Here is a 22,795-nt window from a genome sequence, read left to right as displayed (position 1 = left end):
CTTGGGATGCTACATAGTCACAATAGAACTGCAGAGCCTTTTCCACGAACTCATTCTGGCTCCGGCAGTTGGATAACGGTATGGCGTTTTTGATCTTCCGGTCTGTGGCCGGGTCGATCCGCATCAGGAATTTCACTTTCTCGTCTGCCATTCAGAAAAACCTCCAATTCAAGTAAAATCGTGGTGATAGCACATTTGAAACTGTAGGACTCATTGAAACCACGGCATTTCTCAGTCAGGTGATAACAGATTTGATTACACCGCCAAAAAAGTGATAGCACGGGTCCCACCAAAAAGATACAGAAAAGCGGTTGAAATCGTTTCAAAACCGCATCCCCGGCCCGCATTGCGGGGCGGTGTCTGAGGCCGTGATAACACGGCTTTATCCCGCACGATTTTCGACCCCTCGGTTCACCTGTCCATTTTGGCTTCCGGGCGATCTTGGCGCCTGCGGCACACAGCCCCCACACCGCACTTTGTGGTACGGGAGTGTCTGTATCCTGCCCATACCGCCATCTCCGCACACAGCGGCGCACAGGCGGTCACATGCTGGCCTGGGCCGCTGTCGTCCGCTGACGCGCCGCAACGAGCTCCAGCTGATCCAGTTGCCGGTCGTAGTGTTCATCTATCACCTCCTGGATCGGACGGAGCGTGTACAGCAGGTTCCCATTGCGTTTCTGACCAGCCCTGGTGGTGATTTCAGTTGGCTCGGTGGAGATGAGCCTGCGCTCCTCAAGGCACAGTGTGTACTTGCGTACCGTGTTCTCGCTCATATGCACCGCCTGCCCGATGGTCCTGTAGCTGGGCCAGCACTGATGCGTCTTTCGATTTTCGCACCGTTTCAGGAAACTGTAGACCGCCAGCTCGCCGCTGCTCAGACCCAGCAGGAAGATCTCGTTGGGAAGAGAGAAATAGTTTCCGATCCCATACTTCATGTGCCGCCTCCCGTATGCTCATCCACCCAGCAGATGAACTGTTCTTTCGGCACCACCATCCTGCTGCCGATTTTCAGTACTGGGAAACCCGGCTCGTGCATCAGCTCGTAGCCGGATGAGGGAGACACCCCCAGCGCCTTTGCCACTGTTGCCGCGTTCAAGAACAGCGGCAGGTCCTCATAGCTTTTGTAGCCTGATTCTTTCATGGCCAACACCTCCTTGAGTTTGAGAGGCAAGAAGTCTCTCACTATATACAGGCAATAAGCAGGCCACTTCACAAATGAAAATCGAAAAAAATAATACGCCCTCATAATATACAGGCAACAAAACAGAGGAGTGAGTAGTCTCGAAAACAAAATTTAGAGTTCTGCACAGAAGAACATGCCTTGAGTGAGTGATTTTGCTGATTCACTATTCCTGCTAATCGTAAAATGCACAGCCGGATCTAAGCGGGGTTCAGAGGGATCAGTGGTGATAAGGCATGCGGACGGTTTCGGGAATTTCAAACCATCATCCTCAGAAAAAAGGCAGGCAGGAGAGCGAGCTCTCCTGCCTGCCTTTTCATTGTTTATGCGGCGCAGTTCTTGCGCGGGTTACTTCACGATATTCTGGCAGAACCGGGTCAGGATCACCGCCACCTGCGCCCGGGTTGCGCTGCCCTTGGGGGTCAGCGTGGTGGCGCTGGTGCCGTTGACCAGACCCGCCGCATTGGCCCAGCGGATGGCCTCCACCGCGTAGGAGCCGACCTGTGCGGCGTCTGCGAACTTGCTCAGGTCCGCCTTGGCTGTGGTGTCGCAGCCCTTGTACTGGGCGTAGCGGTACAGGATGGCCGCCATCTGTTCACGGGTGATGGTGTCATTGGGGCCGAACAGCTCGTCGCTGTATCCAGCCACGATACCGTTCATCCTCGCCCAGTAGACCGCCGTGGCGTAGTAAGCATTGACATCCACGTCCTTGAAGGGATAGCCCCAGATCTCATTTTCGATATTGGGGGAGCCCTCCAGCCGGTAGAGGATGGTGACCAGCATCCCACGGGTGGTTGTCGCATCGGGACTGAAGGTATTGCAGCTGGTGCCGGCCATGAGGCCGTTCTCGTTGACATACTTCACCGCGTCGTAGTACCAGGCGTTGTCCGGCACATCCACAAAGGGACTGGTCCACTGCTTTTCAGGTACAAAGGTCACATCCGCACTTACCTTGCCGTTGGGCATGGTGAAGGTGTACCTGCCATCGCCCCTGTTGGTGACCTTGACCGGGTCGCCGTTCTTGTCGGTGACTGTGATCTCGCCCACCTGATAGCCTTCGTCGGGCTTGGTGGTGATGGTGACCGTGTCGCCCTTTTCCGCACGACTTGGCTTTACTGTGATCGTGCCATGGTCGATATCAGCAGCGGTATCCACTACATAGCTGGGCGAACCACTGCTGCCGCTCCCAGATCCGCCGTGGTCAGGATTGATAGGTGCTGCAGTAACTGTGACCGCACAGGTGGCGGTCTTGTTGCCATCCTCTGTGGTAACGGTGATGGTCGTGGTGCCTGCCTGGATGGCTTTGACATTGCCGCTGGCATCCACTGTGGCTACGGAGGTATTGCCGGAAGACCAGGTAACGTTCTGATTGGTGGCGTTGCTGGGGCTAATAGTGGCTTTCAGCTGGCCCGTGCTGCCTGCCGTCAGGTTCATGCTGGTTTGGTTCAGACTCACGCTGTCGACTTTGACAGCCGGCGCACTTCCGGCCTCGACCGTGACCTTACACTCAGCGGTTTTACCGCCGTCTGCGGTGGTGACGGTGATGGTCGCGGTGCCCGCTTTGTGGGCGGTGACTTTTCCGTTTCCGTCCACCGTAGCTACCTTGGAATTGCTGGAAGACCAAGTAACATTCCTGTTCGTGGCATTGTTTGGCTCAACAGTTGCTGTCAGCTGGCTCGTGCTGCCCTCCGTCAGGGTCAGGCTGGTCTTGTTCAGGCTCACTCCGGTGACAGAAACAAAATCGGCATTGTTGGTCAGCTTCAGCGTGTAGCTTGCAGAGTTGCCGCCGTTGGAGACTGTAATGTTCCATGTGGTAGTACCGGAGGCAATCTGGGTGGTATGCGAGGCATCCACATCATAATCCTGACCGTCCAGCTTGATCGTTGCGTTCTGGGGGTCCTTGGGCGCGATCTCCAGGATACCATTGGTCAGGCCGACGGCATCGACCGTATAGGTGTTTGTGCTCGAGTCGAAGACAGCGGTGTGGCCGCCGACGGAGATATGGTCCAGTTCCACGCTACTGTCCGTCAGAATCAGGTCGGAGAACTCCACCCGGACGCCGGCAGCGCCGGTGATGCCCGCGAACTCAAAGGTCTGGGTTGCGGCACCCTCTTTTTCCAGCGTCAGCAAACCGTCTGCCTTGGTGTAGCTCTGCTGCTTGGCGATGGGCTGACCCTGGGCGTCCAGTAGCGTGACGATCAGGTTGCCGCTGGTGGTGCCGCCGAGGTAATTGTACTGCACCTTTGTATTCACAATGGTCTTGCCGTTGGCAACGCTCATGTCGTAGGTGACGGTGACCGGCTCATCCCGCTCCTCAGCCAGGCTTCTCAGAGTCAGAGAGGTGGTGTTGTTGGCGGTGAAATACTCGCTGACGCTGTCGTAGGAACCGGTTCGGGCCCGCATGGCCTGATCCTCCACAGGGGCTTCGATCCAGGCCTTGACATAGACCGGGATACCGGTGCTGGGGATCTCCGCCTGTGCGCCGCTTTCCTCCTTCATGTACTCTGCTACAGGCAGCGTGACCTCCGCGCTGTAACCGCCGGCGTCGATGAGGGACAGATCTGCCGTCTCCGTGATGGTATCGATCAGATCCTGCCCATCGGTGCCCTTCAGAATCGTGGTGCAGCTCTGGTCGGCGTAGAAGCCCACCTTGACCTGCCAGTTATCCTTCTCGTCTGCCAGACTGGCGGCCAGGCGGTTGTGCAGGGCATAGCGCAGGGTGCGTACGCCGTCGGCCTGTTTGACGGTCTCCACTCTGGAGATACCCACGTCGGGGATGTCCAGATAGAGGGTGCCGGGCAGTTCCACGGTTTCGCTGTCAAATGTGGCCTTGACGGTGTAATTCGCGTTCTCAATGGCTTCCCCCGTGGGGAACTTGGCCGTCACGATGATGTCCCGGTTTGGCAGCAGGTTCAGGGGAATGCTGTCGCTGGTATAGACGCTCTCATCACCCGAGACGATCTCCAGCTTGGAGATGGGATTCATGCCGGTGTTGCGGATGGTGAACTGGACGTCGATATCGCTGTTGGTGTAGAGCTCCTCATATGCCAGCATCACCGCCGACTCCTGGATCTGGTTGGTGAACTTCTCCGTGGCGGTATACATTCCGCTGACGGGGTTGGCCACGGTGATGGTCGCAGTCTCATCGTTCTCACCGTCGGAAACAGTCACCTCACGCTCTGCAGTCTCGCTGTAATTAGTACCCAGGATGACTGACCTGATCTCGTGCGTGCTCGTATCGCTGACATAAGCGTCGAAGTGGTCGATGAGGGTGCTTTCCTGCATCTCCGCTACCACCACAGTGCCGGACAGGGTGTAGGACTTACCATTCTCCACAAACTTCACCGCCTTGAGAACATCGTGGCCCACGTTAGTGGAGTTGTCAGATACCGCACCTGCAAGGGAGTCGTAAGTGGTCTCGTCAGTCTCGCCGCTGACAGAGTCCACCCACAGGATGGCCAGGTCGTCGATGCTCCCGGCGTTCTTGGCAAAGCGGAAGTTGGCGTCGATGGTGTCGCCGGCGCCGCCGGCAGCCACGCTCAGGGACTCTGGCATATTCTCATAAAGTTTGCCGTCCGTGTCCATAACGGACAGCCGGATATCGGACTCAGTCTCGCCGTTCGGGTCGTCGGTGATGGCTCGCTCAGTGTGCCAGGCCACCACGAACCGCTCCTCGCCGTCCCCAAACTCCGCAGTAGTGATCTGGGGATTTTCGTCCAGATTGTTGTCAGAAGTCAGGCGGAAGGTGCGCACCAGGTCTTCGCTCTGGGTATCATCCGCACCGTATGTTCCGTCCACGGCGGGGATAATGGCCACAATGGTCTCCCAGTCGGTGGTGCTCTCGTTGGTGAAATCGGTATCCAGGGTATAGACCACAGCGGTGGTGCCGTCGGACAGCATGGCCATCTCCAGGCCCTTGACAGAGGCCGTGGAGCCGGTGCCGTCATACAGGGTCTGGGCGGCGACGTATTCATTCCCGAACACATCTTCATCCCGTATCCACTGGCCGTTCTCGCAGACGGCATACCGGATGGCGTCCTGCTGGTCAAAGCTGGTCAGATTGGAGGCGTCGGAGGATTTGACCTCACGCCAGGCCACAATGATGCGGTTGCCGCTGGCGGCCACCACGGGGGCCAGGTCGGGGGTGCTGTTGTCGGTGAGTTGCTCCAGCGTCCAGTCGCTGCCGTCCTCGGAGATGGCGGCCACGATCTCGGTAGAGTTCATCTGGAGCATCTGCTGACCATCGTCCAGGGCAGTTCCGGGGACCACATTTTCGGTGATGTCCTCTGTCTGCCGTACCCACACGGCGGCGTAACTGCCGTCAGAGCCGGCCACCTTCACATTGCTGTCGCCGTAGCCGGTGGACACTTCATCATTGCTGTCGAAGCGCTCTCCCTGCTGGAATTGACCATTGCTCTTAGTGGACACGGCCACACGAGTGTTGCGGATGTCCAGTGCACTCTCCGGGTCGTTGTCCTCCCGGTCGCTGAGATAGAACATGACTTCACCGTCGTCGGACAGCACCGGGTTGGCGTAGGAGTAGGCCCCGATCTGGAGGGTCTCCGCCAATGTGGCGTTCTGATCCTTGTCCAGGCTGAACAGCCCGATGGAGGGCCGTCCGCCCAGCCACTCCTGCTCGGCGGCGTCCACATAGTCCCGGCGTTCCAGTTGCGCCCCCAGGTCCACGGCGTATATCACCTGGCCGTTGGGCATGGCCATACGGGTGACGGGCTTGCCGTTGATGGTCTTATTGGCTTTCCAGATCTCCTCGATGGTCCTCCACCCCGGATCATCGGACTCCGACTCAAAGCCGATGGAGCAGAAGATCTTTTCATAGCTGATGAACAGGAATTTGAATACGAACTCAATGCCGGTGGAGCCGCTGACAGACAGGTTGGAGCCCTGTATAACGTCGTCCGTCCGGCTGCTGACCGGCCCCACGGCGCTGATATTCGAGCTTTCCTCCAGATAACTGCGGTTGAGCCATTTGTACTGCATATCCAAATTCAGCTGGCCGAACACACCGATCTTAAAGGCCACCACTGAGACGTCGAAGCCCACGCCCGCGAAGGCTCTGATATAGAAGTACATCCGCAGGTTGGTAAGATAATCGCTACCGGTGGCGTCGGTATAACTGGCACTGGCCAGGGCGGTGTTGAAGGCGCTCTGGTCGCCGGCGTTCTTCAGACCGTCCATGCCGGAGGTCACCTCGTAATAGTTACCCTGCTGCATGTCCATGCGGACCTCCAGCGCGCCGCCCAGGTTGACGCTGGCGGTGATGGGAACGATGCCCACGACGGCGTTGAAGTTCCAGTTGAAGTTCAGGCCAGCGCCTACGTTAAAGCCGCCGCTGATGGGCTGGCACTCCCACTTGCCGCTGCTGCTGTTGTAGGAGATATTCGCCTCCATGTAGCCGCCCAGCGCCATGCTGGTCCCCATGAGGCCCTTTCCGGCGGCGGCCTGCTGGGCCTCCTCCTTGGCGGCGCTCAGGTATTTGCCCTTGACCATGCTGTAGACGTCCATGGGGCCGGGAAGGGCTTCCAGCTCCTGGTTCTTGCCGGTGGAGGCGTCCCCGTGGACGAAGGTCATGTTGTCCGGGTCGTCATACTCGGGATAGACGCCGGGCTCCAGATCGCCCATGTTCACGCCGAACAGGGCGCGGAACACGGTGGGGTCGCTGGTGGCGTACAGGCGCACGGCGAACTTGTCCTTCTCGGGGTCGTAGCCGGCATCGTCACTGAGCAGATCCATGCCGCCCTCGATCATGATATCGCCGTCACCCATATCACCAACGTCTCCGCTGGCATCCACGGTCATTCCGCTCTTGACGTCGGCCAGGGCTCCGGTCAGGGCATTGGAGGCCTCCGCCTCCGGTACGCCGATCATATTGACCATCTGGAAGGGCAGGCTGATGGTGCGGCTGGCGGTGGTCCCGTCCTCGCTGAGGACGGCCCGCATCCCGCGGCTCTCGCCCGCGGCCATGCCCCACTCCTCCATGCTATCCTTGTCCATGGTCATCCGGTTCTCGGTGAAGGCCAGATCCGTGAAGGGATATGTGGTTGTCTCGCTGGTCTGACATTCCGGGGTCTTGCCGGTGGCGTCCTGGAGCATCACGGTGTTAGCCCGCCCCAGGTCCTTGGCGTGCTCGTCGCCCCACCACATGATGGAGGTGGTGACATAGGCGGTGGGGAAGGTATCACTGGGGCCCACGTTGCCGGTGTTCCCGCGGATGTCGGCCACGCTGGCGTATTTCTTGGGGCTGTAGCTCAGGGTCTGCTGGGCGATATAGGGCTGCTTCTGCCCGCTCTCATTCTTCTCCCAGGCCACGATGCTGTCGCCGGAGATCGCCACATCGTCCAGGTTCAGGTTGGCGTCCACCCGCAGCATGATTGGATAATATTCCGCACCAGTCCCGTCGCCGTACTCCAGCTGGAACAGGTAGTAGAGCGCCTCGCCCGCCTGGACCTCCTTCTGGTTGTCAGCGGTCTTGAACTTTCCAAGATCCATGTTCACCAGCAGGCGGCCCTCGTCATTGGTGCTGACCGTTTGAGGTGTGTTGCCGGGCTTCCACTGGCTTGGATCCTTCTCACCCTGCAGGCCAAACTGCACCGCAGAATTTCTGTCGCCCGTGCAGTACTCGCCGCCCCGGTACACGCCGCCCCGGAAGGTGACCTGCCCCTCATAGGGCGTGCCGTCCGAGTTTTTTAGATAAATTTCCGCCTGGGCCGCCCGGCGCAGCTGGAGGGTGTTCACCGGGTAGAGCTGCAGCTTGGTGGAGTCGGCCTCGGAGGACACCAGGCTCTGGCTGCGGATGACGCCCAGGAAGATAACGTCCTCGTCATCCCCATCATCCGCCACGGAATTGCAGTAGATGTCCCCGGCGATGCCGTGGGGCGCATAGATGGCAGCCTCGCCTTTGTCGTTGGTGGTCAGGGTGTATTCCTCGGTGGCGGTTTTGGCGGCGCTGGTGTACACCTGATAGGTCAGGGTGGTCTCCGTCTTGGGGTAGCACTGGAACAGGTAGAGCTGATCCCGCAAGGTTTCCACATCCACCGTCAGGCTGTCCGAGATCTCCGGCAGCTTGCCGTGGGTGGCGGTGACGGTGGTTTCGCCGTCCTTCAGGCCGGAGAGGACGAAGTCGGTGGAGGGGCGGTAGGTGGTGTAGGAGAAGTTCTCGATGTTCTCATACAGAGTGCCCTGCCGGTAGTTGACGGAGGCCACCGAGCTGTCGTTGGAGGCCCAGGCGATCTGGTCAGCCAGCTCCGCCCAGGCATACTGGCCGTAGTTGATGGAGATGACGTTTCTCAGGGCGATGTCCCGCTGGAGGGCCACGATGGCGTTGGAGCCGTTCTCTCCGCCGTCGCCCCACAGGGTCTTGATTTTTTCCACGTTGGACATGGTGTAGCTGCCGCCGGTGTTCTCGTCGTGGTCCAGCAGGATCTCCAGGATGTCCTCCGAGTAGACATAGAGCACATAGCTGTCATAGGCCCAGGCGGCGTCGGCGGCGTTCTGGACCTTAACGGTGACGGTATAGGCGTCCCGGTAGCTGGCGGGGTCGCCGGTCTCCGGCGTCACAGCAGGGACATTCAGGGTGTAGGAATAGGTATTTCCATCCTGCGTCACCCCGCCCGTCAGGTCGGTTTCCGAGATGGTCTTTTCGCCACCGGCGATGTACAGTTCAAACTGTCCGCCGCCGTTCTTTACATCCAGGTTGTCTGCCGTCCAGCTGAGAGTGATGTCCTTGCCGTTCCCGCCGCCATCGGTCTGGTACAGGCCGCCTGCGGGCTGGTCCAGTTTGACGGACGCGGGCGGTGAGAGCAGCGTGATGTAGGCAATGGCAGGCTCCTCGCCCTCCCCCATCTCCGGTACACCATTCTCGTTGATATAGGTGCCGAGCCGCTTTTCCTGATATTCCGCAGAGATACAGGCAACGATCAGCCCCGTTCTTTCCTCATTGTAGAATGTATCCAGCCCTTCATCCCACGGAATGGTAAAGGCGGAGAGGATGGGGTTCTTCTCATCGGTCGTCACCGTCCACTCCTTGACAACCGCTACCGTTGGATCTGCATCCTCTAAATTGAGCGTACCCAGCTGCACTGTGAAGGTGGTGGGAACAAAGGCTCCGTCCTCCCCAGCGTTCTGGTTCAGGGCGCAAATGTTGCTGCTCCAGTAGATCCGGGCGTCATTCCCCTCACGGACGGAGATGTTTCTGCCGCTTTCGGGAATCTGGAGAAAAGCGTTCCCTGTCCCGCCTCCCCAGTTTTCACAATGGAGGGTGACGCTTCCAAGCAGCGCATCCTCCATATCGCCGTTGAGGGCCACCAGTCTGGCATTGGCATATCCTGTTTCCCCGGTGAGCATAAAGCTGGTGCTGCCGTCCTCGTTGAGTACTACCGTGACGGGGCCGGAGTATTCCCATGCAAAGTGAAATTGATTGTCGATCCCCTCCGGCTTGTTGTCCTCCGGGTACGCGGTGACCTTAGTGACGTCGCCCCAGGTGAAGTCGCCTTCCTTCAGGGTGAAGGACAGCGTCATCTCCCAATCCGCCATTTCCGCCAAGTCAAAATAGACTGTGCCGCTTGTCTGTTCCTCGCGCTCTCCAGTCTTGCTGTTCGTGCGGGTAAGCTTGATGCCGCCGTCAAAGGCACCCACCGGCTTGGAGCCGTCCAGGGTGTACTCCCGACCCCAGCCGATCATCACATAGCCGTCCAGCAGGAAGTCCACCTGACCGGTGAACTCCTCCACAGAGGTATTATAGGGCAGGGTGATCTCCGCCACCAGCGCCGTGGGGTTTTGGGGGTCGTTCACCCGGAAGTCATACTGGGTGTCCCCCGTCTGGCTGAGCACTGCCTTGAGGGCGGGCAGGATGCCGGTGGTCAGGTCCGTCACCTCATTCAACACCCAGTTGTCATAGGGCTTTCCAGTCAGGGGCAGGGTGATGGTCAGCACGGGCTTCTGCCCCTGCTGCTCCTGGCGCACCGCCAGCGTGGGCGCCCCAAAGGCCAGTTCCCGGTCCAGAGATTCCAGTGTCACGCCGGTCAGGTCGTCGGTCCCCCGGGAGATGGTCAACTCCAGCTTGTTGGCGCCCTCCAGCTGGCAGGTGGGTTCATCCCCCACGAAGTTGGCGGCAGTGACGGAGATGGCCCCGCCGCTGGTCTCGGTCACGGGATAGAGGAAGGTGCAGCTCTCGCCGGTGGTTTCCACCTCCTCTGGGGTCAGTGTTTGATCGTCGTTCACCGTGATGGTCATGTCCTCGGTGATCTTCACGGGGTAATCGAAGGTAGCCACGATGGGCACCTGCTGTCCGGCGTAGTAGGTGCCCGCCGGGGCGGAGAAAGAGACGGTGGTCTCCTTGGTGGTCTCCTGCATGTAGTAGGATGCGCGATATTCGAGGTATGGATCAAAAGCGAATGAGGTTTCGCTGCCACTGCTGGTCTGATACCGGCGGTAATATCCGGACATATTCATTTCCATCGTGTGCTCGGGGATCTCATCACCCTCCTCATAATCCAGATTTTCGCTTTGTGTGGGGAAAGCCTCTAACCCGATAGAAGGAAGCAAGTAAGTCTCTTCTACGACCCAATCAGTAAAGTTGTCGTCCGCCTGGAGCACTTCATCATCGATCTTTAATTCATAGGAGAATGGCCGCTCCTCGGCGATCGGGCGCGAGGAACCGGGGTCAAAAAACCACCCTAAAGCACCAACTGTGTACTGAAAATTGCCGGCAATCAAACTACCGCCGCCGCTTTCAAATATGCGTAAATAGTTTCCGGAGGACATCCCTTCAAGAGAAAGCGTTTCTTTATCCGCAAGAAACATGGGGTTGCCGCCATCCCGGATCCGGTCCCGCATTTCCTCATCTCCGCCTGCGACGACCCAATCAGTCTCAACACCATGCTCTCGTCTCTCATAGCTGAGCGTTTTCGAGACACGGGAATAGTATTTGAAATAGTCGTCGCTATCTACCGTCACGGTCTGCTCCCAGCGGGTGGAGCCGTCAGAGAGAAGGGCGTTTTTCAGGTCATAGAGCTGCACCAGGAAGGTTCCCGTGCCCTGGACGCGCTCTGGGGTCTCGCCCACCTGGACGGTCAGTGTCTTGCTCTCGCCGGGGTACATGGTGACGGTCTCCTCGCCGTCAATGTCGGCGGTCACGCTGCCGTCCACCGTCCGCCAGGAGAAGGTAATCTCCTGATTTGTGGAGGACCGGGAGGCTTCTACAGTGACGGTATACTCGCCGTTTTCTTCGGCGGTGGCCGCTCCGGTGACGGTCAGCCGCACGTCGTGGTCCACCCCGGCGGGGCCAACGCCGTCCAGGGCGTTGGTGGCCAGCATCATGACCTCTCCGTTGGCCCAGGCTTGGGCCAAATCGTAGAAGCTGTCGATCTGCTCGTCGGTCAGGTCCTGCTCGGTGAAGTAGGTAGCCTCGATATAGGCCAGATACCGCTCGATCTCCACCACCGTCTTCAGGTCCTTCAGGGTGATGTACTGTCCGTCCACCTCCACCACTTTGGTGAGGTCGGTGGCTGGGTCATCCAAGATGGCCTCGATCTCATCCAGGGTGTATTCCACCCCATCCATGATGATCTTCTCGTCGGTGACGAGGTTGCCGTCCTCGTCCACCAGGCCGTACTGCTCCAGAATGGCAAGATATGCCTCAGCGTCGTCGCCGTAGACCTCCTCCAGCGCAGCCAGCAGGGCGGCGCGCTGCACACCGCTCATGTCCAGCAGGTCGCCAACTGCGGCATAGGCCACCGTGGGCAGCATGGTGACCAGCATCATGGCAGTGAGCAGCCCCGCGATCCATCGTTTCCAGTTCTTTCTCATAGAAACTCTCCCTTCGCTTTGCAGGAGGATCTTTGCACGGGATGGTCCTCATCCCGTGCAAGGGGGTCACCCCCTTGCAATTCTTCTCTGTACGCCAGTCCTTTAGTCCGGTGCACAGTTCCTTACGCCTATCACTATACCGAAACATTTTGCTGTTTCAATAGGGATTGCAAACATGGTCAATTTTCCTGCAAACTTGGTAAGCCCGTACCCTTGACGGAAGGAAGATTCCCCGTTACTCTTAGAATAGGAAACACGTTAGATGGGAGGGCGGGCTGAATGAGACGTTGGATCATACGGGGCGCGGCGTCGTTTATGGTTCTGCTCCTGTGCGGATTTTTCGCTGCGGCGCTGCTGTTCTTTACTCAGCCCATGACGGAACAGACCTTTGACCTGTCCGTGGAAACCGTCCAGTGGGAGGTCTTTACCCAGGAGGGCGAGACCCGCGCGGCGCTTCTGCCAGACGGGGACATCGGCTACACGGGTCTTTCCGCGCCGGGGCAGACCTTTTACTTTTCCCGGATTTTGACCGAGGAGGTGGAAAGCCCCGTTTTATATCTGGACACGGTCAACCGCAGCGTGGCGGTGTTCCTGGATGGGGAGCGCCTCTACACGGACTGTCCGGAGCAATCCGGCGGGGTGGGAGAGCTGACGCTGCCCATGCTGGGCTGGGACCGGCTGGAGCCGGTGGAGATCACCCTGCCCCCGGACTATCTGGGTAAAACCCTGACCATTGCCCAGTCCACCGGCCTAGGGGAAAAGCAGATCCCGGAGATGGAGCCTACCGTTTACCCCTGCGCGGTGACGCTGAGCTGCGGATATGCCTATGAGAGCGGCATCGTGGCAGAGAGCTTCCGGACTGCCATCCCTGCGGCCCTCTGCTTTGTGCTGGGGCCTCTGCTCTCCACTGCGTTTTTGTGGCAGAGCTTCCGGGACCGTTGGGACATTGGCCTTCTCATGTTCTCTTTGGCCGCCTTTTTCCTCATGCTGGTCCCTCTGGGGGCCGCCAGCTTTTTCGGTCACTATCTCCCATACCCGGAAGTGGATCTGAACGCTCTGAGCCGCGCCCTGTGCCTGACCTCTCTGCTGCTCTTTCTGGGGAGCCGGGGCAACGGGCGGCTGCGCTGGATTCTGCGGGGGACAGCGGCTCTCCACGGTCTGACCGCACTGCTGGGCCGGGCCTCTGCCACTTCTCTGCTGACAGTGGTATCGGAGTATCTGGGGCTTCTGGGCCTGCTGGCCGCTGCGGTCTTCTCCCTGGTTTGGAGAAAGCGGGGGAACGGCTTCTACCGGCTGTTCGCCCCGTTGCTCCTGGCGGTCCTGGGAATGGGGCTGGCTGTATGCGGCGTCCATGCTGCGGCCGATCCCACATGGGGGCGTGAGCTGATGATTCATCTCCGGACCGGCTTCCAAAATGGCCTGCCCCGCTTCCTGCTGTGGTCGTGGTCCGCACTGACCATGGCTGCCGGCATCCTGGCCGCCTTCATTGACCTGTTCCGGCGGGAATCCCAGCGCCGCACCGAGGAGCGGCTTCTCCTCCAACGTGGGGAACTGATCCGGGAAAACTATGAAAATCTTCGGAAGCACAATGAGGAGATCCAGACTCTTCGCCACGACCTGCGGCATCATGTCACCGCCCTCCAGGGCCTGTGCCGAGAGGGAGATATGGGGGAGATCCAGAAGTATCTGGAGTCCCTGTCCCAGCGGCCCGAGCTGAACCGAAGCAATGGCTACACCGTCCACCCGGCGGTGGACACCGTTCTGACAGCCATGCTGGCCCGGGGCGCGGAGGCGGGGGTATGCGCCGAGGCAAAGGTGGATCTGCCGCCTGAGCTTCCCATCCCCAACAGCGACCTTTGCCCCCTGCTGATGAACTTGTTGGAAAACGCCCTGGAGGCCAACGAAAAAGCCCCCGAGGGGGCGGAAAAGTGGCTCCGGGTGACCATGCACATCCGTGGTAAATATTTGTATGTAGGTGTGGAGAATGCCCGGTTCGCCCCGGTGGACTTCGACCCGGAGGAGGGGCTGTACCGCTCTACCAAGTCCGGTGTCCTCCACGGTATAGGGCTCAAGTCCGCCCGGGCCACCGCCCGGAAGTATCACAGTGAGCTGGTCCTGAAAGCCGCCGAGGACTCCTTTTCCGCCAGTACCGCCCTGCTGCTGCCTGAGACAGAATCATAGAAAAACTCCGCTGCTTCCTTGTGGGATGCAGCGGAGTTTTCATTTCAGAGATTCCACATAGCGGGCCATAAGGTCGGGATAGTACCGGCGGCTGACGGGAATGGATTCGCCTGTGTCCAGTGTCAGGGTGTCCCGCTCCACCCGCGCCACGTGGCGCAGATTGACCAGATAGCTGAAATGGCTCAGGCAGAAGCCCTGCGTTTGAAAATCCTCTTTCAGCTTGGAAAGGGGGACGGCGTACTCGATCCGCTCCTCTTTGGTGTGGATGGCGGTCTTTCGTCCGGCGATCTCCAGATAGGTGATCTCATCCAGAGGAATGAGCCGACCGCCCACACGCAGCACCGGTCGTTTTTGCTGGATATGTCTTTGCCGCCAGTCCCAATCCAGAGCGGCGGCCAGCCGCGCCTCATCCACCGGCTTGAGCAGGTATTCCAGCGGGTAGGTGGGGAAGCTGTCCAGCGCGAAACCGGGGTGGTCTGTGATGTAGATGATGGAGGCGCTGACCTGATGCTCCCGGAGAAAGCGGGCCAGTTCCACGCCATTGTCCCCCTCCAACTGGATGTCCAGCAGCAGGAGCTGATAAGCGCCCGGATCCTTCGCCAGCCGCTCCATGAGCGGCAGGGCGGCATGGAACACGTCTATGTCGTAGTCCCGCCCCTGGGAACGTCCTTTTCCCTCCAGCACATGACAGGCGGCTGTTTTATTTTGCTCCGCGGTGCACGGGTCATCTTCGCAAACGGCGATGCGGTACATGAGCTCACCTCTGGGTATGTGGATTTTCACCGTCATTATACCATGCCTGTTTCCCCATGACCAGCTATGTGGGACGCCTTTTTCATACTTGAGGCAGTTCCGATCGTTTTTGTTTTATGTTCCGCAAATTCTGATCCGTGGGTTGAGGCAAAACGCCCCGCCCTTTGTCGTTCCCATGCGGTACCTGTAAAGGGCGCAGGGGGCTTTTGACCACAGTTTTAGCCACAGTGCGGTGTGGAACACATGGAAACAGCACCTCTAAAGAGTGACGGAAAGCAAATAAACCAGAGCAGAAACGTCAGAAAATAAACCGAAATTATACAAAAAACTTTTCTTCAACTCTTTGGGAGCAGGATGCCGCAGGTTCGAATCCTGTCACTCGGACCACCTTTCTTAGAAAAACCGCCTAAATAGGCGGTTTTTCTGCGTTTTTAGTTTGAATTTTACTGTTTTGGCGTTTGCTGTTTTGAGGTGGTTCAAAGAGTGCAATATCGGCGGGCGCATGAGTGAGCGTAGCGGCTGAAACCGCTAAATCCCTAACCCATCCCTAATTGGCAGAAAGCCAAAAGTACATGCTACTAATCTTGTCTTTCTGCACTTTATAGGATATACTCATTTGGGAGGGTTGTGATATGGAGTTAACCATTAAAATTCAAGGTGATAGCGAAGGGTATGTCACTTTTGAGTGCCCATTTTGTGGCTCAGAATTTAAACTTCAAGCTGGAGAATATCAGGATGATGAACACCCGTTTGAAGATTTATTCTGCCCCTATTGCGGCCTTACACGATATAAGAACGCATTTCTTTCCCACGAGGTAATTGAGCAGGCTCAGGCAATGGCATACAATTATGCTGTCGAGGAACTCAACAAGGCTTTTGGTAAGATGGCAAAATCTATTAATAGATCTAAAGGCATAATCAAGATGAAGTATCGTCCGCTAAAAAAAGTAGCAACGAAGGAATTGAAGGATAAAGACACATCAGAGGTAGAATTCAACTGTACTTGTTGCAATCGGCATGTTAAGGTCCTGTACTGTGCTGGTATGTCCAAAATATTTTGTCCGTACTGTGGGGTGGATATATGATTACTCTTCGTGAACTCAGAACAATTAGTCTTGAATTTAGACGTGTATCAAGTAATTTTTTAAACTGCGATGATGATACAGCGGATGTTGCATTGATCCGTTTTTATTCTTATTTGACTAAAACGGAATGGATTCAGGATTTAATCTCAGATATCCTTACCACTACAGAATTTGATTTCAGAGACTGCTTCCCGGAGCATAGTGATGATTGGTTTGAGGCATCTATTCCAGTAGATGAAAAGCAACATTTCAAAGCTCAATTTGATTATCTCTCTTTTCTTGCTGGGCGGACTCCAGTGAATGTGTTGGGTGAGGCAATGCACTATTATCACTCTGCAAAAAAGTTTTCGGAAATAATCCAGTCCTTTGTTTGCAACACATTTAAACCAATGATTGACTACATTAACGATGCTATTTCCATGGAGATGATAGTTTTAGAAGCAGAAACAAAGTTGCCCGTTCCCACAGTGTATCAAACTATCGAAAACAACTATGGTACTGCAAATGCACAGGGAACAGGAAACATAACTTCTTCTAATATCAGCACATCCACCGTGTCGGATATCACAGATTTGCTTGCAAAAATTCTTCCGTCCCTGGATTTGTTGGCTGATGTCCCTCAGGATGAAATTGATAATGTCAAAGACGATTTAGAGTCTGTTGAAGAACAGCTCACTTCTGCCGCTCCCAAGAAAAAAAGACTGCAAAAGGCAGTGGATGGAATCAAAAAGTTTCTTTCAGATTTTTCTATGAAAGTTGCTGTTTCCGTAGCTGCAGGAGCTGTGACCAGCGCAGATTGGTTCATGCTTATTCAGAAGTTGGAAGAGTATATCAGTAGCATTGAATAATCTCATCTCAAATCCGTTGCCCTTAGGTGAATTTTTACCTAAGGGCAACGGATTTTTACTTCTGTTATCCTACTCTCTCGAACGGTATCACCTTGCACCGGCTCTCCTCCGGCGGGTCGGGCGGTTCCGGTTCCGGCTTGGCCGTGGCCGCCTCCATGAAACCGCCGATCTTCTCCGCCGCACCTCTCTGCATATCGTTGGTGATGTGCGTATAGGTGTCGAGGGTAAACCCGGCGCTGTAGTGGCCCAACATACTGGACAGGGTCTTCACATCCACGCCGCTGGAGAGGGCCATCGTGGCGAAAGTGTGGCGCAGATCATGGAAGCGAACATGTTCCTCAATGCCCGCCTTCGCCAGCAGTTTGCGGTTGATCCTGGACACCGCGTCCGGGCTCCAGTAGCCGCCGGTGCGGGGCGACGGGAACAAGATGGGGTTGTCCAGGTGCTGTTCATGCTCCCGCACCAGCAAGGCCACCGCCTGCTGGGACAGCGCCACCTTGCGGACGGAGTTCTTGGTTTTCGGCTCCGTCACCACCAGCTCTCCGTCGATCCGAGTGACCTGCTTGCTCACCGAGAGGATGCGATCCTTCACATTCAGGTCGTCCCACCGGAGCGCCAGCAGTTCCCCACGTCGCAGACCGCTGGACAGCTCCAGAAAGAACATGGGCAGGACGCCGTACTTCTCCGCCTCACTAAGGTACACCCCCAGCTTCTCCGGCGGGATGATGGCCATCTCCTTTTTCTCCTTGGGCGGGATGCGGCAGTTGTCGCAGGGGTTATACGGAATGATCCGCTCCTTGACCGCCTGCTTCAGCGCCGAGGAGAGCACCATGTGGATGCGCCGCACTGTGCTTCCAGACAGGGCCGTATCGGTCTTTTTCTCGAACCGCTGCACCCGCCCTTTGGTCTTGGAGTCGTTGTACATCTTCTGAATCTGGATGGCGGTGAGTCGTTTGAGTTTGACTCCTCCGATAGCCGGTACGATGTGGTTTTCGATCATGTTCTCATAGGTCTTTGCGGTGTTGGGCCGGATCACCGGCTTGCTGTAGGTTTCAAACCACAGCCGGCACCACTCCGCCACGTTGTAGTCCTCGTTATGGTTCACTGGGATGCCCCGGTTGTCCCGAATGGCCTTTGCCAGTTTCTCTTTGCATTCGGCCTGCGTCCGGGCGGACACGCTTTTCTGAATTGCGCGGCCGGTGTTGGGATCGATGCCCTGAGTGTATCTGCCCTCCCAGCGGCCGTTGGGCTTCTTTCGGATGCTGCCTTCGCCGTTTGCTCGTTTCTTTGCCATTGTTCATCCCTCCTTTGGCAACACAAACAAATACCACAGAATCTTTGAAATAGCCACTAAAATATTTCCGTCTTTTTGGCCGCCTGTTCGTCGATCCACGCCATGAACTTGTCACGGGGGACGATGATCCGGCTGCCCAGGGTGATGGTGGGGAAATCCTGCCGGTGGGCCACCTCATAGGCGTGGGCCAGCCCGATGCCCAGCACATCGGCCACATCCTGCACGGTCAGCATCAGGGGCAGTTCGTTGAATGAGCTGTACTTGGATCGTTTCATCGGATTCCTTTCTACCCTTCCGGCGGAAGGGATTTTATTCTTTGTTTTGCGGCTCATATTCTGCGCCGCTTACATGGTCATTTCAGGCCACTGCTCCTCATGGTCATCCGGCTTGTGGCCCATAGCAATCTTCTTCTCCTGAATCTTCCGCATGAGTTTTCGATCCACCTGCTGGCCTACTGGGACGACGGGCGGCACGGAGGTGTCCTGGAATATCCGTCCCATGTGGTAGAGCAACTGAGTGACCGCCAGCATGACAGAGGGCGGGCGGAGATTGTTTTGCTGCTCCACAAAGAACTGGGCGTATGGATTTCCCTGGGAGGCGGAACGGCTGAACCACACCATCGCCTGGGCCTGATCCTGTGGAAGCCCCTGTCCCGTCAGGCACAGCTTGCCCAGCATGTACTGGGCGTACTGGTTTCCCGCCTCCGCCGATTTGGTGAACCAATCTGCTGCTCTTGTGGTGTCCTCGTTGACGGTGTTTCCCTCCAGATACTCTTTGCCCAGACGGTAAGCGGCGAAGTGGCTATCATTTTCCGCCGCCTGTTTCAGCCAGCGGATGCCCTCGGCCGGGTCCCGCACTTCCCAATCGTCAGAGAGAAGCAGCTTGCCAAGGGCATACTGTGCTTCCGATAACCCCTGTTTCGCCGCCTGGGTGAGCCACTGCTTTGCCTTGCGGTTGTCAGGGATCAGCAGAGGGCCGTCCCGGTAGAGCTGCCCCATCCAGTATTGCGCATAGGCGTCGCCGCGCTCCGCCACCTGCTCCAGTTTCTCTGCCGCCCGGTCACGGTAATCCAGAGAAATGTCCTCGTTCCCAATGATTCGCCACAGCTCTCGGCAGGCATTAGACTCACCACGCGCCTGTTCCGGCTCGTCGTGCTCAGCCAAGTCATCATCCTCGAAGGAGATATCACCAAGACGGATGTGATCCGCCTCCTGGATGACAGCGTTTTTGATCTGCCGGAACTCTTTCTCCTGGGACAGCTTTTTTCGTTCTCTGGGTTTGTCGTGGTAGTAACTCTCCACCTCGCCCTGGAGCCTGCACCACCGGTCGTAGCACTCACGCACTACCGGCAGCTCCTCCAGCTTGTCCACTACCTCGTCCACAGTTTTCTTCACGGACTTAGGAAGGTAGCCATAGGATTTTTTGCCCTTGACCGTTTCCAGTTGTCCGGCCAGCTGCTCCATCTTCTGCTCGATCTCAGGAGCCGTGCAGAGGCTTCGCGTCATCTCCTGAGTGAACTGCCGGATCGTGCGGCGAGCCTCCCGCACCAGTTCATCTCTCGACTGTGACTTCTGTTCGTAGGTGTGGAGCATCTCCTGTTTGAAGATCTGATTGGTGAGCGTGGATTTGATATTGCGGATGCCGTTTCGCGTCAGGTACGCTTCTCCCGGCTGTGTTGACCACGCCATCATGTGGACATGGGGATGCTTCCCCTCATCGTGGAAGGCAGCATACCAGCGGAAGTGATTCGGTTGGATGTTCATGGCGGCGATGTCATTGCGATTTGCTCGGAGCAGATTCCGCCACGCTTTGGCATTGTCATATCCAAGACGCGCAGCGTCCTCACGCTTCAGTGAGAGGATATGCGTCCACACATTCCCGTCGTACTCATCCAGTTCCTGCATGGCCTGCTCCAAGTCCACAGCATCTTCATCACCAAAGAGCCCGTGATCACCAAGCCGTTCCGCACGAGGCCGAGTAGCGATGTACTTCATGTAGCCATCTGATTGCTGAACTTGAGACCAGTTCTCCTCCAGTGCTCGGGTGATAAAGACAGAGGCATTGGCCTTGGTGGACTTGTCTTTGTAATCGGAATACTCACCCAGCTCCTTGGCCTCCGGGAAATCCTTTGTCAGTTTGGAGATGAGTTGCTCCTGCTTTCGAGTGGGCGGACGGTCATCCGGGAGGATCTCTACCCGTTCCCGCGTGCCGATGTACCGCAGATAGCCGCTGACCGAACTGCCGCCTCCGCACTTGAGATAAGGGCTTTTCACGATCAATCCTGCCACTCATCGTCCTCCTCCCAAGCATCACGCACCCGCTGCTCCAGCGAGATGCGGCCATTGGTTTTCCGCACATTTTGAACGCTCTCCGCCCGCCGTCGGCGCAGATCTTCGCTGCTGAACTGATACGCGTCGGCGAGGATACCGGCCACCATGTCCTGCTCCACCGCCTGCCGGAAGGCGATGGAGGACAGCCGCTCCTCCAGCTGTCCCATCCTTCCGTCCAGATAGGACTTGATGGAGGTGGGGAGAAACAGTCCGGCATTGTTGGCACTGAGGTAGTCCAGGTAGAAGTCCACCGCCCGCTCAATGAAGGCGGTGATGCTCCGGCTCCCGTCCTCCTGATACCGGCGCTCCAGGATAGCCTTTTTCTCCGGTGAGAGGTAGAGGGGGAATTTTTCTTTTTTGCTCATAATGTTCTCCTTTCCGGGGGTTGACCCCTGTTTTTTCGTTATGACAGTAGGGGCTTGGGGATTGTGACCGCAAGCGTGATCCCCGCCGCCTGTTTTTGACCCCACTTTTGATACACCGCAAAACCCCCGTAACTGCCCGCACTGCGGGCAGTTGTGACCGGCCGGAGGCGCCACTGGCGACCCCGGCGTTTATCCTGCTTTTTCTTTCGTCCTTCGGTTCCGCTCCAAAAGGGCCGGAAGCCTTGTGCCGCAACGCCTCCCACAACCGGCCCACACCGGCCTGAGACCCGCCGGGAGGGGCAGGGACTCTGCCCCTCCCGCAATCGGGGCACACAGCGGCCCACAGGCGGTTACGCGGGGCTTTCACGCTCCCGCAGGAGTTTCGCCACTCGCTGGCGTTCTGTGGCTAACTCCAATTCCGCCAGTTGGCGGTCGTAGTGCTGGTCGATCACCTCCTGAATCGGACGGAGGGTGAACAGCAGATTCCCGTTACGCTTTTCTCCTGTCTTGGTGACCACCTCGGTGGGCTCTATGGCGATCCGCCCACGTTCCTCCAGACGGCGGAGGTACTTGTTCACCGTATTCTCACTCATCCGCACCGCCTGCCCAATGGTTTTGTAGCTGGGCCAGCACTGATGCGTCTTTCGGTTCTCGCACCGTTTCAGGAAACTGTAGACCGCCAACTCTCCGGCGCTCAGGCCCAGGAGAAACACTTCGTTAGGCAGAGAGAAAAAATTTCCGCGCCCACTGTATTTGCTGTGTCTCATGTGCCGCCTCCCGTGTGTTCCTTCACCCACTGGATGAACTGTTCCTTGGGCACCACCATCCGGTTGCCGATGCGCAGCACCGGGAAGCCCGGCTCGTGCATGAGCTCATACCCTGACGATGGAGAGACGCCAAGGACTTTTGCCACCGTTGCTGAGTTCAGGAACAGCGGCAGATCATCGTAGCTTTTGTAACTGGATTCTTTTATAATCGCGGCCTCCTTCCAAAAGTTCCTCTCACCTTATTACCCGTTGAGTACAGTAGCTCACAAAATAAATATTCCTTTTCCATCTGGTGAATTTTTCCCTCCACTACTTTACCCGAGGACATTACTCAAGTGACATAGATTTGTCATATCCGGCTTTATCTGCACATTGATTGCCGCCTCTACTTTCTATTGGGAGCTTTATATCCTTTTGACATACTTCTGACAGAAAAACAGAGCGCCTGCTTTGTCAGCAGACGCTCCGCCCGGTATTGGGTCGATTCAGTTTTGCGCCGATTTCCGCAGGCGGCACCTGCCCTCGGCCTCGTCCCGCTCCTTCAGCAGACGAGCCAGGGCAGAGAAAAACTTTTTTTGCAGGTAGTCCACGCTGCCCCGGTTGAGCTGATGGGCCTCGGCGTACCTGCGGATGGACAGACCTTCCACGAACCGCTCCCGGAAATAATCCTGGTATGCAGTCAGCACCGTTTTCAGGGCATTGTCCAAGAACTGCAAGTCCTCTTTCAGCTTGGCGAAGTCACTTTTAGTGATGGCGGCGAACCGTTTTTCCTTTACGCAGAAACGGTATTTGCTCCGGTCGAAGTTGTAGTGCTCGCAGAGATCTTTTGCGTATGCGAGGTAGGAGAGAGACTGCTGATACTTGCGGGAGTCGTATTCTTCCTCCAGTTGTCGCCTCTGCCTTTTGCGCACCGGCCCCCGGAAGCCCTCATCCTCCAGCCGCTCGATGGCGGCCTCTGAGACTCTCATATTCGTCAGCCGCTTGTACTTGGCTTTCCGCTCTCCGCCCATTTCCACGACTGCGCAGAAGGATTTTTTGCTGGAGGTGCAGTACCTGGGGACATCTGCAAAGGGGTAGGCGGTCCAGATGACCGTCTCCTCGCCGGTGTCGGCATCCGTGGCCAGAGAAACCACATAGACCACCTTGCCGTCGTACCGCCGGTAGTACC

The 22,795-nt window shown here is 57.2% G+C and carries 14 protein-coding genes; 3 read left to right on the top strand and 11 right to left on the bottom strand.

The features are described 5' to 3' along the window. Positions 1 to 542: 542 nt before the first annotated feature. From HMPREF1546_RS02315 to HMPREF1546_RS02305, 3 genes are all read right to left on the bottom strand, one after another. Positions 543 to 935 (bottom strand): helix-turn-helix domain-containing protein, encoded by a 393-nt coding sequence (locus HMPREF1546_RS02315; RefSeq protein WP_021747511.1) that lies wholly within the window; start codon positions 933 to 935, stop codon positions 543 to 545. After that, positions 932 to 1,141, bottom strand: a complete 210-nt coding sequence (locus HMPREF1546_RS02310; protein ID WP_036629324.1) for an AlpA family transcriptional regulator — start codon at positions 1,139 to 1,141, stop codon at positions 932 to 934. Before HMPREF1546_RS02310 ends, HMPREF1546_RS02315 begins: the two co-directional genes overlap by 4 nt. Positions 1,142 to 1,528: 387 nt before the next feature. Beyond that, on the bottom strand, positions 1,529 to 12,004 hold the full coding sequence (locus HMPREF1546_RS02305) for an Ig-like domain-containing protein (RefSeq protein WP_021747513.1): 10,476 nt from the start codon (positions 12,002 to 12,004) through the stop codon (positions 1,529 to 1,531). Between the two features lie 279 nt (positions 12,005 to 12,283). On the opposite strand from HMPREF1546_RS02305, the gene HMPREF1546_RS02300 reads away from it, so the two are divergent. Further along, complete coding sequence (locus HMPREF1546_RS02300; protein ID WP_021747515.1) at positions 12,284 to 14,185, top strand: sensor histidine kinase; 1,902 nt, start codon at positions 12,284 to 12,286, stop codon at positions 14,183 to 14,185. 39 nt (positions 14,186 to 14,224) lie between these two features. Here HMPREF1546_RS02300 and HMPREF1546_RS02295 read toward each other — a convergent pair whose 3' ends face one another. Continuing rightward, positions 14,225 to 14,938 carry a LytTR family DNA-binding domain-containing protein gene (locus tag HMPREF1546_RS02295; protein WP_036629329.1) on the bottom strand — a complete coding sequence of 238 codons (714 nt, stop codon included), beginning with the start codon at positions 14,936 to 14,938 and terminating at the stop codon, positions 14,225 to 14,227. Between the two features lie 632 nt (positions 14,939 to 15,570). On the opposite strand from HMPREF1546_RS02295, the gene HMPREF1546_RS02290 reads away from it, so the two are divergent. Further along, positions 15,571 to 16,023 (top strand): hypothetical protein, encoded by a 453-nt coding sequence (locus HMPREF1546_RS02290; protein WP_021747517.1) that lies wholly within the window; start codon positions 15,571 to 15,573, stop codon positions 16,021 to 16,023. After that, positions 16,020 to 16,871 (top strand): hypothetical protein, encoded by an 852-nt coding sequence (locus tag HMPREF1546_RS02285; RefSeq protein ID WP_021747518.1) that lies wholly within the window; start codon positions 16,020 to 16,022, stop codon positions 16,869 to 16,871. Before HMPREF1546_RS02290 ends, HMPREF1546_RS02285 begins: the two co-directional genes overlap by 4 nt. A 64-nt stretch (positions 16,872 to 16,935) precedes the next feature. On the opposite strand, the gene HMPREF1546_RS02280 is transcribed toward HMPREF1546_RS02285, so the two are convergent. The 7 genes from HMPREF1546_RS02280 to HMPREF1546_RS02250 all read right to left on the bottom strand — a co-directional run. Further along, positions 16,936 to 18,165 (bottom strand): site-specific integrase, encoded by a 1,230-nt coding sequence (locus HMPREF1546_RS02280; protein ID WP_021747519.1) that lies wholly within the window; start codon positions 18,163 to 18,165, stop codon positions 16,936 to 16,938. A 56-nt stretch (positions 18,166 to 18,221) separates the two neighbouring features. Further along, entirely contained in the window at positions 18,222 to 18,440 is a 219-nt protein-coding gene (locus HMPREF1546_RS02275; protein WP_021747520.1) for a helix-turn-helix domain-containing protein, read from the bottom strand. A 69-nt stretch (positions 18,441 to 18,509) separates the two neighbouring features. Beyond that, entirely contained in the window at positions 18,510 to 20,453 is a 1,944-nt protein-coding gene (gene mobP3 / locus HMPREF1546_RS02270) for a MobP3 family relaxase (RefSeq protein ID WP_036629333.1), read from the bottom strand. Further along, positions 20,441 to 20,860, bottom strand: coding sequence for a hypothetical protein (locus HMPREF1546_RS02265; protein ID WP_021747522.1), 420 nt, complete (start codon positions 20,858 to 20,860; stop codon positions 20,441 to 20,443). Before HMPREF1546_RS02265 ends, mobP3 begins: the two co-directional genes overlap by 13 nt. 350 nt (positions 20,861 to 21,210) lie before the next feature. After that, positions 21,211 to 21,627: a helix-turn-helix domain-containing protein gene (locus tag HMPREF1546_RS02260; RefSeq protein ID WP_021747523.1), complete on the bottom strand. Its 417-nt coding sequence runs from the start codon at positions 21,625 to 21,627 to the stop codon at positions 21,211 to 21,213. Next, positions 21,624 to 21,833, bottom strand: coding sequence for an AlpA family transcriptional regulator (locus HMPREF1546_RS02255; RefSeq protein WP_036629335.1), 210 nt, complete (start codon positions 21,831 to 21,833; stop codon positions 21,624 to 21,626). Before HMPREF1546_RS02255 ends, HMPREF1546_RS02260 begins: the two co-directional genes overlap by 4 nt. Positions 21,834 to 22,112: 279 nt before the next feature. Next, positions 22,113 to 22,795 (bottom strand): hypothetical protein (locus tag HMPREF1546_RS02250; protein ID WP_021747524.1); only part of this gene is annotated, 683 nt, incomplete at its 5' end.

It is taken from the genome of Oscillibacter sp. KLE 1745 (assembly GCF_000469445.2).
GTDB classification, from domain to species: Bacteria; Bacillota; Clostridia; order Oscillospirales; family Oscillospiraceae; genus Oscillibacter; species Oscillibacter welbionis.
Note: the sequence above shows the minus strand (reverse complement) of the source record. Positions and strands in the feature narration are given on the sequence as shown.

Excerpts from the sequence above, each read along its gene's own strand:
- HMPREF1546_RS02315 (WP_021747511.1), bottom strand. The coding sequence starts at position 935 with ATGAAGTATGGGATCGGAAACTATTTCTCTCTTCCCAACGAGATCTTC.
- HMPREF1546_RS02310 (WP_036629324.1), bottom strand. The coding sequence starts at position 1,141 with ATGAAAGAATCAGGCTACAAAAGCTATGAGGACCTGCCGCTGTTCTTG.
- HMPREF1546_RS02305 (WP_021747513.1), bottom strand. The coding sequence starts at position 12,004 with ATGAGAAAGAACTGGAAACGATGGATCGCGGGGCTGCTCACTGCCATG.
- HMPREF1546_RS02300 (WP_021747515.1), top strand. The coding sequence starts at position 12,284 with ATGAGACGTTGGATCATACGGGGCGCGGCGTCGTTTATGGTTCTGCTC.
- HMPREF1546_RS02295 (WP_036629329.1), bottom strand. The coding sequence starts at position 14,938 with ATGTACCGCATCGCCGTTTGCGAAGATGACCCGTGCACCGCGGAGCAA.
- HMPREF1546_RS02290 (WP_021747517.1), top strand. The coding sequence starts at position 15,571 with ATGGAGTTAACCATTAAAATTCAAGGTGATAGCGAAGGGTATGTCACT.
- HMPREF1546_RS02285 (WP_021747518.1), top strand. The coding sequence starts at position 16,020 with ATGATTACTCTTCGTGAACTCAGAACAATTAGTCTTGAATTTAGACGT.
- HMPREF1546_RS02280 (WP_021747519.1), bottom strand. The coding sequence starts at position 18,165 with ATGGCAAAGAAACGAGCAAACGGCGAAGGCAGCATCCGAAAGAAGCCC.
- HMPREF1546_RS02275 (WP_021747520.1), bottom strand. The coding sequence starts at position 18,440 with ATGAAACGATCCAAGTACAGCTCATTCAACGAACTGCCCCTGATGCTG.
- HMPREF1546_RS02265 (WP_021747522.1), bottom strand. The coding sequence starts at position 20,860 with ATGAGCAAAAAAGAAAAATTCCCCCTCTACCTCTCACCGGAGAAAAAG.
- HMPREF1546_RS02260 (WP_021747523.1), bottom strand. The coding sequence starts at position 21,627 with ATGAGACACAGCAAATACAGTGGGCGCGGAAATTTTTTCTCTCTGCCT.